The 16,896-nt window shown below is 45.5% G+C and carries 12 protein-coding genes and 1 tRNA gene; all 13 read left to right on the forward strand.

Features of this window, described 5'->3' with window-relative positions; translation table 11 throughout:
* Nucleotides 1-39: 39 nt before the first annotated feature.
* The 13 genes from QT990_RS03090 (at nt 40) to QT990_RS03150 (ending at nt 16,888) form a co-directional block, all read left to right on the forward strand.
* Nucleotides 40-351: a hypothetical protein gene (locus tag QT990_RS03090; RefSeq protein ID WP_333464900.1), complete on the forward strand. Its 312-nt coding sequence runs from the start codon at nt 40-42 to the stop codon at nt 349-351.
* Nucleotides 352-394: 43 nt separating this feature from the next.
* Nucleotides 395-790 (forward strand): hypothetical protein, encoded by a 396-nt coding sequence (locus QT990_RS03095; protein ID WP_333464901.1) that lies wholly within the window; start codon nt 395-397, stop codon nt 788-790.
* A gap of 346 nt (nt 791-1,136) precedes the next feature.
* Nucleotides 1,137-1,538, forward strand: coding sequence for a fasciclin domain-containing protein (locus tag QT990_RS03100; RefSeq protein ID WP_015178455.1), 402 nt, complete (start codon nt 1,137-1,139; stop codon nt 1,536-1,538).
* Between the two features lie 202 nt (nt 1,539-1,740).
* A complete protein-coding gene (locus tag QT990_RS03105) occupies nt 1,741-6,846 on the forward strand; it encodes a PAS domain S-box protein (RefSeq protein WP_333464929.1) in 5,106 nt (1,701 codons plus the stop codon).
* A gap of 558 nt (nt 6,847-7,404) precedes the next feature.
* Nucleotides 7,405-7,632, forward strand: coding sequence for a hypothetical protein (locus QT990_RS03110; RefSeq protein WP_333141000.1), 228 nt, complete (start codon nt 7,405-7,407; stop codon nt 7,630-7,632).
* A gap of 317 nt (nt 7,633-7,949) precedes the next feature.
* Nucleotides 7,950-9,035 (forward strand): amino acid ABC transporter substrate-binding protein, encoded by a 1,086-nt coding sequence (locus QT990_RS03115; protein ID WP_333140998.1) that lies wholly within the window; start codon nt 7,950-7,952, stop codon nt 9,033-9,035.
* Nucleotides 9,036-9,341: 306 nt separating this feature from the next.
* Complete coding sequence (locus QT990_RS03120; protein ID WP_333140996.1) at nt 9,342-10,556, forward strand: ABC transporter permease subunit; 1,215 nt, start codon at nt 9,342-9,344, stop codon at nt 10,554-10,556.
* A gap of 173 nt (nt 10,557-10,729) precedes the next feature.
* Nucleotides 10,730-11,251 carry a DUF29 family protein gene (locus QT990_RS03125; RefSeq protein ID WP_333140994.1) on the forward strand — a complete coding sequence of 174 codons (522 nt, stop codon included), beginning with the start codon at nt 10,730-10,732 and terminating at the stop codon, nt 11,249-11,251.
* A gap of 118 nt (nt 11,252-11,369) precedes the next feature.
* Nucleotides 11,370-12,569, forward strand: a complete 1,200-nt coding sequence (locus QT990_RS03130) for an amino acid ABC transporter permease (RefSeq protein ID WP_333140992.1) — start codon at nt 11,370-11,372, stop codon at nt 12,567-12,569.
* A gap of 51 nt (nt 12,570-12,620) precedes the next feature.
* A complete protein-coding gene (locus QT990_RS03135; protein WP_333140990.1) occupies nt 12,621-13,373 on the forward strand; it encodes an amino acid ABC transporter ATP-binding protein in 753 nt (250 codons plus the stop codon).
* Nucleotides 13,374-13,489: 116 nt separating this feature from the next.
* Nucleotides 13,490-15,562: an excinuclease ABC subunit UvrC gene (uvrC, locus tag QT990_RS03140; protein ID WP_333140988.1), complete on the forward strand. Its 2,073-nt coding sequence runs from the start codon at nt 13,490-13,492 to the stop codon at nt 15,560-15,562.
* A gap of 151 nt (nt 15,563-15,713) precedes the next feature.
* Nucleotides 15,714-15,784 (forward strand) — tRNA-Gly (locus QT990_RS03145).
* 426 nt (nt 15,785-16,210) lie between these two features.
* A complete protein-coding gene (locus tag QT990_RS03150; protein ID WP_333144893.1) occupies nt 16,211-16,888 on the forward strand; it encodes an actin-binding WH2 domain-containing protein in 678 nt (225 codons plus the stop codon).
* Nucleotides 16,889-16,896 lie beyond the last annotated feature (8 nt).

Raw genomic sequence — 16,896 nt, forward strand, 5'->3', positions numbered from 1 at the left:
GCTACTTGCAAAAGGTAATGTGCTAAACTCGAAAAGGCAATGGTTGGTGAGGAGACTTGCGTGCCGAGTCAGGGAGTTGGAGGAAATGGAATTGCATCTGAGTTTGGAGACTTAACCGGGATGACTCGCCAAGAAGTCGATGATTTTTTGCGCGGATTGGGTGCCGAAATCAGAACTACTAGAGATGGTTATGTTGCATATAAATTTTTTGAGAAGTCAACAGTAACGATCCGTCCTAACGGTGAATTGATTAGAACGCCTGCACCGAAATATGGCTCAGATGGAAGAAATATCAACAAAGGTTTCCGTCTCGATAGAGATGGTAATTTATTGCGAACGCGAGATGAATAGGGTAATTTAATTCCAGGTCCTCACAATACGGGAGAAAAATTAAATGAGTGATTGGAAGGATGACTATAACTTGCTTGGATTGGGTGGTTTTACATCTTTAATCACCCAAGTAAACGTATCTTTATGGGGAAACGAAGTATTAATTGAATGCGTCTACAATCCCGAAGAAAGATTGCCTTATATGTTGGCATTCAAAGACTGTCGCGATATTAGTTGGACTGTACAGGATGAAGAGGCAGTTGGCGAACTGGAAGCTGAATTCTTCGGAATTTCTTTGGGCGAGCGGGAACACCGCAAGCCTGCGGTGATTACTACAGACATTTTTGAAATTTCAATTTTGTACGGCAGTTTTAGCATTCACAAGGGAGAAAACCTAAATGCTCAAGTAGCAGATTTAGAAACCGAGGTTTTGGTATCACAATCGCCAGCAGTCTTGTAGCACTTGAAAAGCACCGCGCCGTTAAATTGCCAAGCGGTTAGTAATATTATATCTGGTAAAATAACTATTACAGGACTTACGCACTCCGACACCTCGAAACTGGGTTTTTTACCTAATCTGCGGGTTTTAACGAAGTATTTTCGTAAAAAACCCGGTTTCTGGGCCCCATCTGTAAGTCCTATATTATTAGCTTTGTAGTGAGGACTGAACTCCTAATCAAAAATCTGAGGATTGAAGTCCTCACTACAAAAGAATTACCAATTTTTCAAAAAAGACACTAGGTATTGTTGCCCGCCTCAGTTTACGATACTTAATAGAACTTTTTTCCCAGATGAGGTAAAACACAATGCCTGATATTGTTGATATTGCCGTAGGTGCGGGTTCGTTCCAAACCCTCGTAACAGCCGTGCAAGTAGCTAATTTAGTAGATGCGCTCAAAAGTCCGGGCCCTTTTACTGTCTTTGCACCCAATGACGATGCTTTTGCGAAATTGCCGCCGGGAACTATCACAACCCTAGTGCAGAACGTTCCCCAACTGACTAGGATTTTGATGTTTCATGTCGTCTCTGGCAAGTTTATGAAAGCTGATTTGGCAAAACTCGGTTTTGTTACTTCCTTGGAAGGTTCGCCGATTAAAATTGATTGTTCTGACGGTTTTGAGGTGAAAAATGCTACAGTTGTCGCTGCGGATATCGAAGCTGATAACGGCGTCATTCACGTCATCGATAACGTGATTTTAATGGGATAACTTCGCCGTTTAATCTCGCTTCGGGAGCGAACCTGGTGCTTTGCGGTGCCGATTTGCTCCCGATCGCACGCTTTATTTTATCGGTTGAAGGTAATTTCAATATAAAAAAGTTGTCTTTTCGGCGGATGTATTTTAAGATGATTGTTTGAAAAAGTTTAAAAATTAATAATTATAATATAAGCAAACCAGCGTGGTGAGCACTATGCAAATCCTAGCCGCCAGCCTCAAAGCAAAAGTCCGCCAGCGTACCTTGGAACTGCAAGTTCTCAACGAACTTACGGAGAAAATACAACTCGCGGCTGGCGCTGATGAAATTTGGTCTGCGTGTCTGACACATCTCGATCGCCTCATTCCCACAGAGACGATCGCAATTTTGACGCTACCGGACGATCGACTATACCTGCAACACTTACAGCCCTTAACTGCTGGCGCCAAAGCCGAAATTGAAGGGCGCTTGCAAGCTGCTGGCGCTGAATGGCTCGCCGGCAATCGGGAGTGGGCGCACAACATCGCTCCGCCACCAATTGCTGAGTTTCAGTCGGTCTTGATGGCACCAGCCAACCCAGATGAAAGTGAAGAATTGTTGGGAGTATTTTTCATTGGTGCAGAGCAGCCAACTGCTTTTAATTTGGAACACCTTTGTTTGCTCCACACGGTCGCTCAAATTTGTGCAAAACAGTTAAATATTCTAGCAACTAAAACGACCAGTGTCAAGGCTCAACTTCAAAATAATTTTGCTCTGGATTCGGCAAGTCAAGAACTATTGTTGCGGGCTGTAATGGACGAGGCTCCGGACAGAGTTTTTGCGAAAGATAGAAACTTTAGATACATTTTTGTCAATCAAAGTTTTGCTGAATATGTGGGCAAAAATGTTGCGGAAATTATCGGCAAAGATGATATTGAATTAGGGTTTTGTGCCGAATTAGTATTTGGCGATCGCAACGGCAAAATTAGGGGCATCCGCGAGGAAGATCGAGCTGTGCTGGCTGGGGAGAGGGTTCGCAATCCCTACCAGGCGATCGTCTTTGAAGGTGGCAAACAGCACATCTTTGACACGCAAAAAGTGCCACTGTGCGATGCAGAGGGTAATATATTTGGGGTTTTGGGTTTTTCTAGAGAGATTGGTCAATTGCAGGCCACAGATGAAGCCAGGAATCAAAGCCAAGCCCAACTGCAAAAAATTACTGCTAGCGTACCCGGTACGGTATATCAAATTGACTTGCATCCAGACGGCTCAATGGTCTTCTCGTTTGTGAGCGCGGGCTGCCGAGAATTGTATGAAATAGAACCAGAGGCTGCTCAGCAGAATTTTAATGTAATTGTTGACATGATTCATCCCGAAGATCGAGATGATTTTCTCAACTCGGTGACGCTTTCTGCTGAAAATTTGCAGCCTTGGCGCTGGGAAGGAAGAATTGTCACTCCGTCAGGAAAACTTAAATGGGTGCAAGGAGCTTCCCAGCCCGAATTTCAAGCATCGGGGGAGATAGTTTACTACGGCTTGTTCACAGATATTAGCGCCCGGAAACAAGCTGAACGGAAGCTGCAACTTTATCAACAAATCTTTTTGAAATCCAACGATGCGATCGCGATCTTAGACGCCCAAGGCTATTACTTAGAAACAAATCAAGCTCACACGGCTTTGCTGGGCCACAGTTCGTCTAAATTGTGGGGAAAAACCCCGGCAACTCACATGGGAGAACAGGGATTTGCCTCGGTAATGCAAAGCTTGGCAGAAACTAGGAGTTACCGAGGCGAAATGACCTTTATTAAGGCTGTGCAAGAAGGAACAGTTGAGGTCGAGGTTTCGGCTTTTGCGGTTTTAAATGATGCTGGGGATGTAGTTTGTTATGTAAGTGTCAAAAGAGACATCAGCGAACGCAAGCGAGCTGAGGAAAAACTAAAACTTTACCGAGAAATATTTTTAAACTCCAACGATGCGATCGTCATTATCGATGCTGACGGGTTTTTCGTCGAACAAAATCTTGCTCACCAAACACTTCTAGGATACACAGACGCGGAATTAGAAGCAGAAGCTTCGCCGCTGGTTGCGGGGGAGCGCTTTTTGGCAATTGCCCAAAGTTTAGCAAAAACAGGAAGTTTTCGGGGCGAAATTACTAACTCCACTAAAGGCGGCCAGACGCTGGCGATCGACGTTGCGGCATACTCTGTGATTAACAACGCCGACGATGTAATTTGTCATGTCTGCGTCAAGCGCGACATTACCGAACGCAAAAAAGGAGAAGAAGAACGGCAAAAATTTGTGTCGCTGATTGAAAACAGCAGCGATTTTATCGGTATGGCTACCCTGAAAGGCCAAACGCTGTTTGTCAACGAAGCCGGACGAAAACTGGTGGGTGTAGAGAATCTTTTGGGAGTGCTTTATACGGAGATATGGGATTATATTGGGCCCTATTTTCAACAGAAATTCAGTCAAGAGATTTTACCAACAATTATCAGTCATGGCCAGTGGCAAGGCGAAGGTCAAATGCAGCACTTGGCCACCGGACAACCCATTGATGTTGTGATGAATGCTTTTCTGGTCAAGCACCCTCAAACCACCGAACCGCTGTGCTTTGCTGCGGTAATTCGCGATGTCACCGAACGCAAGCAAGCTGAGAGAAGGCTGCGCGAACAAGCAGAACAAGAACGGCTGGTTTCGGCGATCGCCCAGCGAGTCCGGCAGTCTCTCAACCTCACTCAAACTCTGAGCACTGCTGTACAAGAAGTGCGGCAGTTGCTGGGCACTGACCGCACCGTAATTTATCGTTTTGAGTCCGAGGAAACAGCGCTGGTTGTTGTGGAATCTGTAGGGGATGATTGGATGCCACTGCTGGGCAGAAAAGTTCAAAGAACATCCTTTGGGGAAAGTTTTGTATGGCTGTACAGTGCAGGAACAATTCAAGCAATGGCAGATATTTATACGGCAAATTTGAGCGAGGAACACCGAGATTTACTTGCTAGTTTGCAGGTAAGGGCTAATTTAGTTGTACCAATTTTTATAGGGGATGAAAGTCAGGGGTTGGCAGCCGAATATTCGCCGGAAACTCGAAGTGAACTGCCGGGAAGGAGTTTGGAAACGAGTCAAAATCGGTTGTGGGGATTGCTGATTGCCCATCAGTGCAACGCTCCGCGTGTTTGGACTGATTCTGAGATGGATTTGCTGGGAAGGTTGAGCGTGCAGTTGGCGATCGCCATTCAGCAATCTACTCTTTTTGAACAAGCGCAGCAGGCCCGAGAAGCTGCCCTAGAAGCATCTCGAATGAAGTCGCTATTTTTAGCAAATATGAGTCACGAAATCCGCACTCCGATGAATGGAGTGATGGGGATGACTGATTTGCTGCTGAAAACAAATCTTACTCCCGAACAACTTGACTTTGTACAGACGCTGAAACTCAGCGGCCAAAATTTACTCTCCATCATTAACGATATTCTGGATCTCTCCAAACTGGAAGCAGGAGAAATGCGCTTAGAAACAATCGAATTTAACCTCAGTATCTGTCTGGATGAAGTGCTGGATTTGTTGGCTAATCCAGCACAAGCAAAAGGTATAGAAGTGGTGGCGCTGATTGACAGCGATGTGCCGCTGCAAATTAAAGGCGATGCAGCGCGGTTGCGGCAAATACTCACTAATTTAATCAACAATGCTATTAAGTTTACAGAAGCAGGAGAAGTGGTAATTGAGGTTGCTAATGCTAGTAATCCTGGGTTGTTGGCAGGTAGCGATAATCAGAAAATTTTAGAGAATATCGAACCGTTAAAAATAGAAAACAATGACTCTATGCTCCTGCTGTTTAAAGTCACAGATACAGGAATTGGGATTGCTCCCGAAGACAAAAAAAAGCTGTTTCAATCTTTTACTCAAGTTGATGCCTCTACGACAAGAAAATACGGTGGCACAGGTTTGGGGCTGGCTATTTCTAAGGAGTTGGTGGAGTTAATGGATGGGCAAATCGGTGTGGAAAGTACCCCTGGTCAAGGCTCGACTTTTTGGTTTACTGTGCCGACAGTTACGGAAAATTTAACCGCTGTCGGGACAGCGTGTGACGTGAATTTTGAAACGGTGCTGGCGGGGCGAAAAATGTTAGTTGCCAGCGATAAGCCGACAGTGCGAAAAGTGCTAGTGAGAATGGCTGTTTTGTGGGGAATGGAAGTTGAGGAGGTTGAGAACGGTTGGATGACGATCGCATCTCTGTACAAAGCTGTTAGCGTTAATTCCCCTTACGATATCGTTTTGGTTGATATTCAGTTGCCGGAAATGGTGGCGGGAAGTCTCGAACGCTTGAGGATTTCTGAGCCGGCAATGCAGCAGACGCATTGGGTGGTACTGACTTCAATGACTCAGCTTGCAGAGGCGAAACGCTTGGTTGATAGCGGTTTTAGCGGGTATTTAACTAAACCTGTTAAAGCTCACCGACTATTTGATTGCTTGGCGAATGCGATCGCCCCGATGACGCCGATTGATGAGCCGCTGGCAAATCCCACCTCCAATCGAGCCTCAGCTATTGACAACCGGCAGTTAGGGAGTTTAAAGATTTTGTTAGTTGAAGATACTCCAATTAATCAAAAAGTGGGTCTCAATCAACTCAGAGTTTTGGGATGCGCGGCGGATGTCGCGAATAACGGCGCAGAGGCGCTATCTATGGTTGCTCTGAAAAAGTATGACATTGTGTTGATGGACTGTCAGATGCCGGTTTTGGACGGTTACGAAGCAACGCGGGAATTGCGCCGCCGGGAAGTGGCAGATGATGCTGCTGGGAAGATGGAGCCACATCAAAAGACGGTGGTGATTGCGATGACGGCGAATGCTTTGAAGGGCGATCGAGAAAAGTGTCTGGCGGCGGGCATGGATGATTATATTAGCAAACCTATTGCGATCGAAAAGTTAAAATCGGTACTAGCAAATTGGTCGGCCAAGCTAAAAATTGGAACTCCCAAGTTTAATGGGGAGGAACTTCAAAACTCTGATCCCGATATCGAATCGGTAGTCGATATGGCACGTTTGCACGAAATTTCGGGCGCAGATTTAGAGTTTGAGCGGGAAATACTGCAAGCTTTTGTGGTGGATACTGCTAGTTATTTAGAAGCTGCTAAGGGGGCGATCGCCTCGGGAGATATGGAGACACTCGCCCGCCACGCTCATCAAATTAAAGGTGTCAGCGCTACGGCGGCGGTGCGGTTAATGCCCGATATGGCAGATCAGCTTCAAAGTCGGGCCGAATCTAATGATGTGGAGGGGGCTACAAAAATCATCGCTGAATTAGAAATAATTCTGGCGAGGGTTCAAAAGTTTGTGGCTACTGAGTAGTCAATCAATTTTCTTAAGGGCTAAAGAAATCCTCGGCGGTTGGAAACCGCGTCTACACAAACGATGTCCGCCTCTGCGGACTAAGAAATATGGAATTTTAGAGAAATGTGCGATGGCTTACGCCCCGCTACGCTACGACTCTTCAACCCGCGGAGGCGGGTTTTGTTTGTGTAGACGCGGTTTCAACCGCCGGGTTTCAAACGCCAGGGTTGGTGATATCTGATCCGGTGACATCGGAATCCTTCATCTCTTCCTCTGCATCAAGAGCGGTTTAATCCTTCCGATACAACCCGAATTGATATCAGTCCTCAAATCGCGTGTAAAGATTTTTAATGTTTTATCAAGATTTTGGTCTCAATGTGACAATATTCGGAACTCTTATAACATCTTGTGTGTTGTAACTTGTGACACTACTGTCTTAAGTTATTGTGGTCAAATATAAAATAATCATTAAGCCGATGGATATGAGGGTGCTTTTCGTCTATCGGCTTGAGACACCAAGACCAGCTTTTCGCTATGCCCGCCCATTAAGTGCGTATTTACGCTCAACGAGGTTTTATGACTCCAGTCATGTTACGCCAACTCTGGTCATTAATTGAGACCACCCAAGCTACTCTGTTAGTCAATTTAGACGATGCCACCCTGGTACAGTGGCTGCTGAAACAGTTAAAGACGAACTCTGCGCTTAATGGCAAAGAAGCAGATTTGTTGGACGAATACATCCAGTCTCGGCTGTCCCTAATCCGCGATTTAGCTGAGCAGCGGCTGGCACCAGAGCTACGGTGAGCGGATTCAATCAAAATCGGATAAATATTCCAGGGAAAGGCGATGATCGCTCGCGCTGGGCAGAAATAGCAGAAAAGAAACCGGGTTTCAGGGATAAATTTTAGGTTTGACGACCAGCCCTCCAGCCAGAAACCGGGTTTCTAACTTTGGGCTCCCAGCTTGCTCAAAAAAAACAGGCGGGTAGTCGGTGCACTTGCCGCTGTGCAGCACCGGATGCAGAACGGCTAATTTGAAACCGGAGGCTGTGTAGATCGCCGATCGCCACAGTTCTGACAGCTACAAGGTAGGATTGTCAGGAAAGCGTTCTATTAAAATCTATGCGTAAATGGGGATTTTTGCTACTAGCAAGTGTGTTGTTTGTGGCACCGTTGGCGTCTTGTAGGGATCGATCGGCACAAACCGGACAAACAACAGCAACAACTGCAGCGGGCGGCAACTCGCAACAAGGTTCCAGCCGGATAGATACAATTGTCAGCCGCGGCAAACTGATTTGTGGCGTCAGCGGCGAACTGCCGGGTTTTAGCTTTGTAGACGAAAAAGGCAAATATTCGGGATTGGATGTGGATGTGTGCAGGGCTGTGGCGGCGGCAATATTTGACGATCCCGAAAAAGTCGAGTACCGAAAACTCAACGCTAAAGATAGATTTACAGTTTTGCAGGCGGGAGAAATCGACATTCTCAGCCGAAATACCACCTACACCGCGAGTCGCGACAGCACTACCGGACTGGAATTTGCCCCGGTGATCTTTTATGACTCTCAAAGCATCATGGTCAAAAAAGACAGCGGCATCAAAAGTTTAAAAGATTTTGCGGGCAAATCTATCTGCGTGCAGACAGGTACGAGCACCGAACAAAATTTGTCTGACCAAATGCGAAAAATAGGAGTTAAATACACTCCTGTCGTGTTTGAAGATGTGAATTCTACCTTTGCTACCTATCAAGAAGGTCGCTGTCAAGGTGTTACTGCCGATCGATCGCAGCTAGTCTCGAAGCGGACAACTCTGCCGAATCCCGATAATAATGTTGTTTTGCCGATCGTGATGTCAAAAGAACCCTTAGCCCCAGCGGTAAAAAGCGGCGATCCTAAATGGGCTGATGCGGTGAGATGGATCGTTTTTGCGGCGATTGAAGCTGAAGATTTGGGAATTAATTCAGGAAATGTAGACCAAATTGTGGCAAGCACTACAGACCCCAGCGTCAAACGTTTGCTAGGAACAGAAGGAGATTTAGGTAAAGGTTTCGGACTCCCGAACGACTACGCCGTCCGCGTTGTGAAGAAAGTGGGGAATTACGGGGAAATGTACGATCGCAACCTTGGCCCCAAAAGTACACTCAAGTTAGAACGGGGTCAAAACAGACTCTGGAAAGATGGCGGTTTGCTTTACTCGCCGCCATTCCGCTAATTTTAGTTAACTGTTGACTGTTAACTGTTGACTGTTGACTGTTAACTGTTGACTGTTGACTGTTAACAGTCACGCACCAAAGCTATGTAGGGTGCGTGACGGTGAAAATCCCGATCGCCAATCGAGTAACTATCAAGTCATATCAAATCCGGTAGCATCGGAATAATTCATCTCTGCATTCTCTCCCTCTGCGTTCTCTGCGCCCTCTGCGGTTAAATCATTCCGATGCAACCGGAAACGATATCACGCACCAAAGCTCAATCTCGCCTGGATTTGCCAGCAGATTTATCAAATATAATTTAAATTATGAACCCAGAACCTCAACCGGGCAAAGCCCAGAAATTTCCCTATTTTAAAGATATATCAAAACTCCTGCGGGACGATCGCTTCTGGAAAATTGCCGTACAGGCGATCGCCCTAATTTTAGTAATAGTTGTGATCGCGATTCTCGCGGACAATCTGGGCGCCAATTACTCGCAACTGGGGATTGCATTTGGATTTGACTTTCTCAATTCCCAAGCATCTTTTGACATCGGCGAAAGCGTGATTCCCTACAGTCCCGAAAATACTTACAGACAAGCTTATTTTGTCGGTTTAATCAACTCGCTGCGGGTGATGGGTCTCGGCATTATTTTCGCAACAGTTGCGGGTTTGACGGTAGGAATTGCGCGCATTTCCGACAATTGGCTGCTGCGGAGTTTGGCTGGTTTGTATGTGGAAATTTTGCGAAATACGCCGTTATTGCTGCAATTATTTTTCTGGTATTTTGCAGTTTTCATTTCCCTGCCCAAACTCGAAGACAATCAGCAGATGAGGGGGCCGATTTACTTGACAAATCGCGGCATTGCTGTACCAACAGCGGTGGCTTTGCCGGGTTTTGAGATTTGGTTGATTCTGCTAACTGTCGGAGTTTTGGCGGCGGTGGCGCTGTGGATGTGGCGGGCGCGGGTGATGGTGGAAGAAGCTAAGCCGGGAAGACAGTTGTTTTGGGCTCTAGGTGCGATCGGGCTAAGTGCAATCTTAGCTTGGATTATCACCAAAAATCTGCCTTTTCGCCTAGATTTCCCCCGCCTGACACCAACATTGCAACTCGAAGGAGGATTAAAATTAACTCCAGAATTTGCAGCCTTGGTGACAGGGCTCAGCTTGTATACTGGCAGTTACATTGCAGAAATTGTCCGGGCCGGAATTCAGTCAGTATCCAGAGGCCAGTGGGAAGCGGGAAAGTCTTTGGGGCTCAAGTCTGGAACAATGATGCGGATGGTAATTTTGCCACAAGCTTTGCGGGTGATTGTGCCGCCTTTAACCAGTCAGTATCTGAATTTAGCTAAGAATTCGAGTTTAGCTGTTGCGGTTGCTTATCCCGACGTTTATTTTGTTGTGGGATCTCCCACGTTGAATCAGACCGGTAGGGCGATCGAAGCAATGTTAATTATCATGGTAACATATCTAACAATTAGTTTGATAGTTTCTCTGTTCATGAATTGGTACAATAAAACCGTACAAATTAAGGAAAGATAAATAGGGCAAATTTAATCTATTTTAATGGAAATAAAAGGATAGCGCGTCAAATGGCATACAGTGACTTTAGCTTATACAGACAAACAAAAAAATTTGATTTAACGACTACACAATAATAAGTCACCAACAACAACTATCTTTGGTTTGCTAGTATCAAACTTGAGGGAAATCAAATGACACAAGAATTAATAGCTCTGAGAAATAGCATATTGGAAGGAAGGTATACGGATGCTTTGGCAATAGTCGATGAGTTAGATGGAATGAGCAAACAGGCAATTTTGCGACAAATTCAATCTTTTTTAAATGTTTTGCTGATTCACTTGATTAAAAATCAAGTTGAACAGCGATTAACTGGTTCTTGGGCAAGTTCGATTCGCAATTCAATCAGAGAAATTAAAAAGGCAAATATTAAAGATAATAAAACATCTTATTACATCAATTCTGATGAATGGGAGAGTTTTATAGAGGAGGAGGTGATTGAGGATGCTATTGCAGAGGCTGCGGAGGAAGTATTGAATGGTGTTTATACTCAATTTCAACTTGCAGAGATGATGGATAGAAACCTGATTATTGAGACTGCTGTGAGGTTGTTGAACTTGACTTATATCCATTCCGCCAAAGATTTACCCGCAGTGTTAGCCCAGCATTTAAGTCAGTTACCAGGTGGAGAAGATTGGATAAATCGGCGAAAATAAGTAGGATTTTTTTTTAGCCTGGGCGATTGGAAATCGCGTCTACACAAACAAAACCCGCCTACGCGGGTTAATAAAATAACTGGTTGTTACTCTACGTCATAGGATTGAAAACCGCTATATGGAAACTGCCCCCATATTACCGCCCCCAGCCACCGAATCGCCTACCCCTTGGAATTGGGCGCGCAAAAATTTATTTAGTACCTGGTACAACAGCATTCTGACAGTAGTTTGCCTAATTATCGCCTTCCAAACTATTAAAGGAATTATTGTTTGGGCAACAACAAAAGCTCAGTGGCGCGTATTAGAAGCCAACTTGCCGCTATTTTTCGCCGGCAGATTTCCCAGCGAATCCTACTGGCGGCTGTGGATAGTAACGGCCATAATTGCTTTGTTGGGAGGATTAACTTGGGGAAACATTCAGCGGCAAGAACGTCTTTGGAATCCGCCTTTACTAATTATACTCGGTGCTGCGGTTGTGGGTGCGGTCATTTCGCCGATCGACCTAACCTCTCGCCTTTACCTGCTAGCAAATATTATCGCAGCCGCCGCCAGCTATGCCATCGGAAGGCAAATTCACCCAAAAATCATGGACTGGATGCCTGCAATTTGGGTTCTTTCCTTCCCAATAGTTTTGTGGTTAATTAAAGGCGGGTTGGGTTTGACAGAAGTGTCAACAAATGATTGGGGCGGTTTAGTATTGACGCTGTTTTTAGCAGTTATTAGTATTGTGCTTTCCTTTCCTTTGGGAGTATTGCTAGCACTAGGGAGACAAAGTTCTTTGCCAGTTGTGAGATTGTTATCAACATTATACATTGAAATTATTCGCGGTTTACCATTAATTGGCATTCTGTTTTTGGGTCAAGTGATGCTTCAACTCTTCTTGCCGCCCGAATATCCGAAATTGGATAGAGTAATTAGAGCCATTGCTGGATTAACGTTATTTAGTGCAGCTTACTTGGCAGAAAACGTGCGCGGTGGCTTGCAGGCTGTGCCTAGGGGACAAATAGAAGCAGCTAGGTCGATCGGACTCAATACACCCCTGCTTACAATTCTCATTGTACTGCCTCAAGCACTGCGAATAGTCATTCCTGCGATCGGCGGTCAATTCATCGGATTATTTATGGATACTTCCCTGCTCTCTCTATTCGGAATGTTAGAATTAATAGGAATATCCCGCGCAGTTTTAGCAAATCCATCCTATATCGGCAGATACGCCGAAGTTTACGTATTTGTCGGCATCATTTATTGGATATTTTGCTACTCAATGTCCCTAGCCAGCCGCAAAATTGAGCGAACTTTAGGCGTAGGTCAAAGGTAAAAAAATATCTGCGTTCATCCGCGTTCATCAGCGGTTTAAAAACAAAAAAGTATGGAAACTCAACTAACAGGCCCCGAACAAGTAATCGTAGCAGAAAACGTCCACAAATGGTACGGACAATTTCACGTACTGCGCGGTGTCAGCATGACGGTAAACCGAGGTGAAGTGGTTGTGGTGATGGGGCCATCTGGTTCGGGAAAATCGACGTTTATTCGCACATTCAACGCATTAGAAGAATACCAACAAGGTAAAATTACGATCGACGGCATCGAACTTTCCCACGACTTACGCAACATTGAGACAATTCGCAGCGAAGTAGGAATGGTGTTTCAGCAATTTAACCTGTTTCCCCACTTATCAGTCTTGCAAAACGTCATGCTAGCGCCAGTATGGGTGCGCCGCTGGCCGAAGAAAAAAGCCGAAGAAGTGGCGATGCAACTCTTAGAAAGAGTGGGCATTTTGGAACAAGCAAAAAAATATCCCGGACAGTTGTCTGGAGGACAGCAGCAGCGGGTCGCTATTGCACGTTCTCTAGCCATGCAGCCTAAAATCATGTTATTTGATGAACCGACATCAGCATTAGACCCGGAGATGGTGCGGGAAGTTTTAGATGTAATGCGAAATTTGGCTCAAACGGGAATTACAATGGTGGTTGTGACTCACGAAGTCGGGTTTGCGCGCGAAGTTGCCGATCGCATTGTGTTGATGGATGGCGGCGTTTTAGTGGAAGAAGCGAAGCCGGAAGAGTTTTTTCAGAACCCGAAGGAAGAACGCACTCGCAAGTTTTTATCTCAGATATTGTAACTGATTTTAAAGTGTAGTCGGTGGGTTTGGCGACGGTAGCAGCAGTAAAAATCGGCACAATTAAGGTAAAATAAAAGAGTGTACAATCAGTCTCTATTTTGCTGAGATAGCTTGCAATGCCATCCACAAAAACTCTGCCGTTAGTTAAAGACTCGGAACGCCTAGAAAGTCGCCTCAAAGAAATCCCGGCGGTTCCTGGTGTATATTTAATGCGAGACGAGAGCGATCGCATCCTTTACATCGGCAAATCCAAAAAACTCCGAAACCGCGTCCGTTCATACTTCCGCGAAAGTCAAAATCTCAGCCCCCGCATCGCGATGATGGTGCAGCAAGTGCGCGAAATTGAATTCATCGCCACAGACACAGAAGCGGAAGCTTTGGCGTTAGAAGCAAACCTCGTAAAACAGCACCAACCTTACTTTAATGTCCTTCTGAAAGATGATAAAAAATATCCTTATTTGTGCATAACTTGGTCGGAGGAATACCCGCGCATTTTTATCACCCGCAAACGCCGGGCCGGTAGTGCCAAAGACCGCTACTATGGCCCCTACGTCGATACAGGGGCGCTGCGGAGTACGCTGCATTTAATTAAGCGAATTTTCCCCCTGCGGCAGCGCCCTCAACCGCTGTTTAAAGACCGTCCCTGTCTGAACTACGACATCGGGCGCTGCGTTGGCGTTTGTCAAGGGTTAACTTCGCCGGAGGAATATCATAAAATCATCCAAAAAGTAGCGATGATTTTCCAGGGAAGAACTCAGGAATTACTCGATATTTTAGAACCCCAAATGGAAGAGGCAGCCGAAGATTTAAACTTTGAAACGGCGGCGCGCATTCGCGATCAAATTAAAGGTTTGCAGTCTTTGAGTGCGGGTCAAAAAGTGTCTTTGCCCGACGATACGGTTTCCAGAGATGCGATCGCACTTGCGGCAGACACCCAGCACGCTTGCGTCCAATTGTTCCAAATTCGTGCAGGTCAATTGGTCGGAAGATTGGGATTTATGGCGGAAATACCCTCCCAACCCAGGGCGGGCACGGGGGCACCGCCCCTACAAGCGGGGGGGCAAGAGTTATCTCAATCTCTTGTAAAAGATGGGCAAGAGTTATCTGAACTTTCTCTTTCCTCCCCCCCTTGGCAAGGGGGGGAACGAGGGGGGGTAGAGGCCGGAGCGATTTTGCAGCGGGTGTTGGAAGAACACTATCAAAATGTTGAATCCGTAGAAATTCCCAGCGAAATTTCTGTGCAGTACGAATTGCCAGAAGGAGAAATATTAGCAGATTGGTTGAGCAATCGTAAGGGGCGAAAAGTTACGATTTTGACGCCGCAGCGGCAAACTAAGGCTGAGTTGATTGAGATGGTGGAACGCAATGCTGAGTATGAATTGGCGAGAATGCAAAGATTGAGCGATCGCAATTCTCAAGCAATGGAAGATTTAGCAGAAATTCTCGATTTGCCAGAAGTTCCTCGCCGCATTGAAGGTTACGATATTTCTCACATTCAAGGTTCTGACGCCGTAGCTTCCCGCGTCGTATTTATTGACGGTTTGCCGGCCAATCAACACTACCGCCATTACAAAATTAAAAATCCTGAAATTAAATCGGGTCATTCTGATGATTTTGCTAGTTTAGCAGAAGTTATCGGTCGCCGATTCCGAGGATTGAAGGAAGAAGAAAGAGGAAAGATGGAAGAGGGATTTAGCGAGTTAGAAGAACCGGAAGAACTCAGCAATTTATCATCGGTTTCTCATACTATTTCCGACAAACCCGACTTAATTATGATAGATGGCGGCAAAGGTCAACTGTCAGCAGTTGTGGCTGTTTTGCGGGAGATGAATTTGCTAGAAGAGTTGCGCGTTGTCAGTTTGGCAAAGCAGCGAGAGGAGATATTTTTGCCGGGGGAATCTTTGCCACTTCCAACTAATTCTGAGCAGCCTGGGGTACAATTATTGCGCCGGGTGCGAGATGAAGCGCACAGGTTTGCTGTGAGTTTTCACCGGGATCGCAGAAGCGAGAGAATGAAGCGATCGCGCCTTGATGAAATTCCCGGATTGGGACACCACCGACAAAAACAATTGTTGGCACATTTTCGGTCGATCGACTATCTCCGTTTAGCGACTCCCGAACAGTTGGCAGAAGTTTCTGGGATTGGCCCGCGTCTGGCGCAGCAAATTTACGATTATTTCCATCCGTAAAGCCTTACGCAGCATTGGAGAGAGGGATTTTCGGGGTGAGGGGGCGATCGGGCCGCAAGTCCCGATTCAGCCTGTGTGGGGGAGGTATTCAAAAATTTTGCACAGGCCTATTGCAATCCCCAGAGACTTGTGGTATGTTTAGTTTCTGTGCGCGGGCATAGTTTAGTGGTAAAACTTTAGCCTTCCAAGCTAATTATGCGGGTTCGATTCCCGCTGCCCGCTTGCGCCTATAAAAACCTCAAACTAACGAGAAATCAACGGTTTGAGGTTTTTTATTGCTGATTTTTTGGGTTTTGGCGGGGTCAACTTGACTAGAAATTGGATACAAATTGGAGACAAAATGACTACGATTTGACTACGGAACGACCAAACTGAGTATCAACTGAGTATCAAATGACTACCCGATCGCCCTTTGTGGAGACAATTTGGAGACAAATGAATACAAATTGAATACAAAGCATAACTGTATTCAGTTTGAGCCGTTGAGGTTTGCAAGTATCTCTCAAAACGCCTCCACATCTGAGCTTGTGGTGAGCTCGGTACAAGAACAATTGGTTAACATAGAGTGCCCTGATTTGACAAGCTTGCCGATCGAACTCAGCTTGAGTTATGACTGATTCGGAGTCGCATCAGTCACAAGGAGGGCCCGTGAAATATTTTTCAGTAGTAATGTATTTGCTGCGGGAACGGCAACAGTTTCTCGAAGAAATTCGCCAAGGTGTCAAGCTCAAATCTAAAATTTTCGGTTTGTTGATTTCTAGTACCGTATTTTTTGCCATTTACGGAGCGATATTAGGTGCCTCTAGTACGTGGATGCAATGTCTGGTTTCAGCAATTAAGTTGCCAGCACTTTACTTGCTGACGCTGATTATCTGCTTTCCCACACTTTACTTTTTTAATGTCATGTTTGGTTCAAAACGAACTTTTGAGCAGTATTTGACATTGTTGATGACAGCGATGGCGATGATTAGCGTTTTGTTGTTTGGATTTGCACCTGTTAGTCTGTTTTTTCTTCTGAGCAGTACCAATTACAATTTTTTTCTAGTGTTGAATGTTGCTATTATGGCAATCACAGGATTTTTGGGAGTAAGTTTCATTTATCAAGGAATGCACTTTCTGTCTGAACAAGATGCCGAAGGCAAAGACATCAGGCTAAATATTTTGCGCTTTTGGTTGGGACTATATGCGTTTGTTGGCACTCAGTTGGGATGGACGCTGAGACCGTTTTTTGGGTCGTCGGGAATGGCTTTTCAACTCTTCCGAAACCGAGAAAGCAATTTTTATATGAGTCTGTGGCAATCAATTATGTCTCTGGGAGGATCGTAATTAATCCG

The organism is Microcoleus sp. T3_B1 (genome assembly GCF_036700445.1).
Lineage (GTDB): Bacteria > Cyanobacteriota > Cyanobacteriia > Cyanobacteriales > Microcoleaceae > Microcoleus.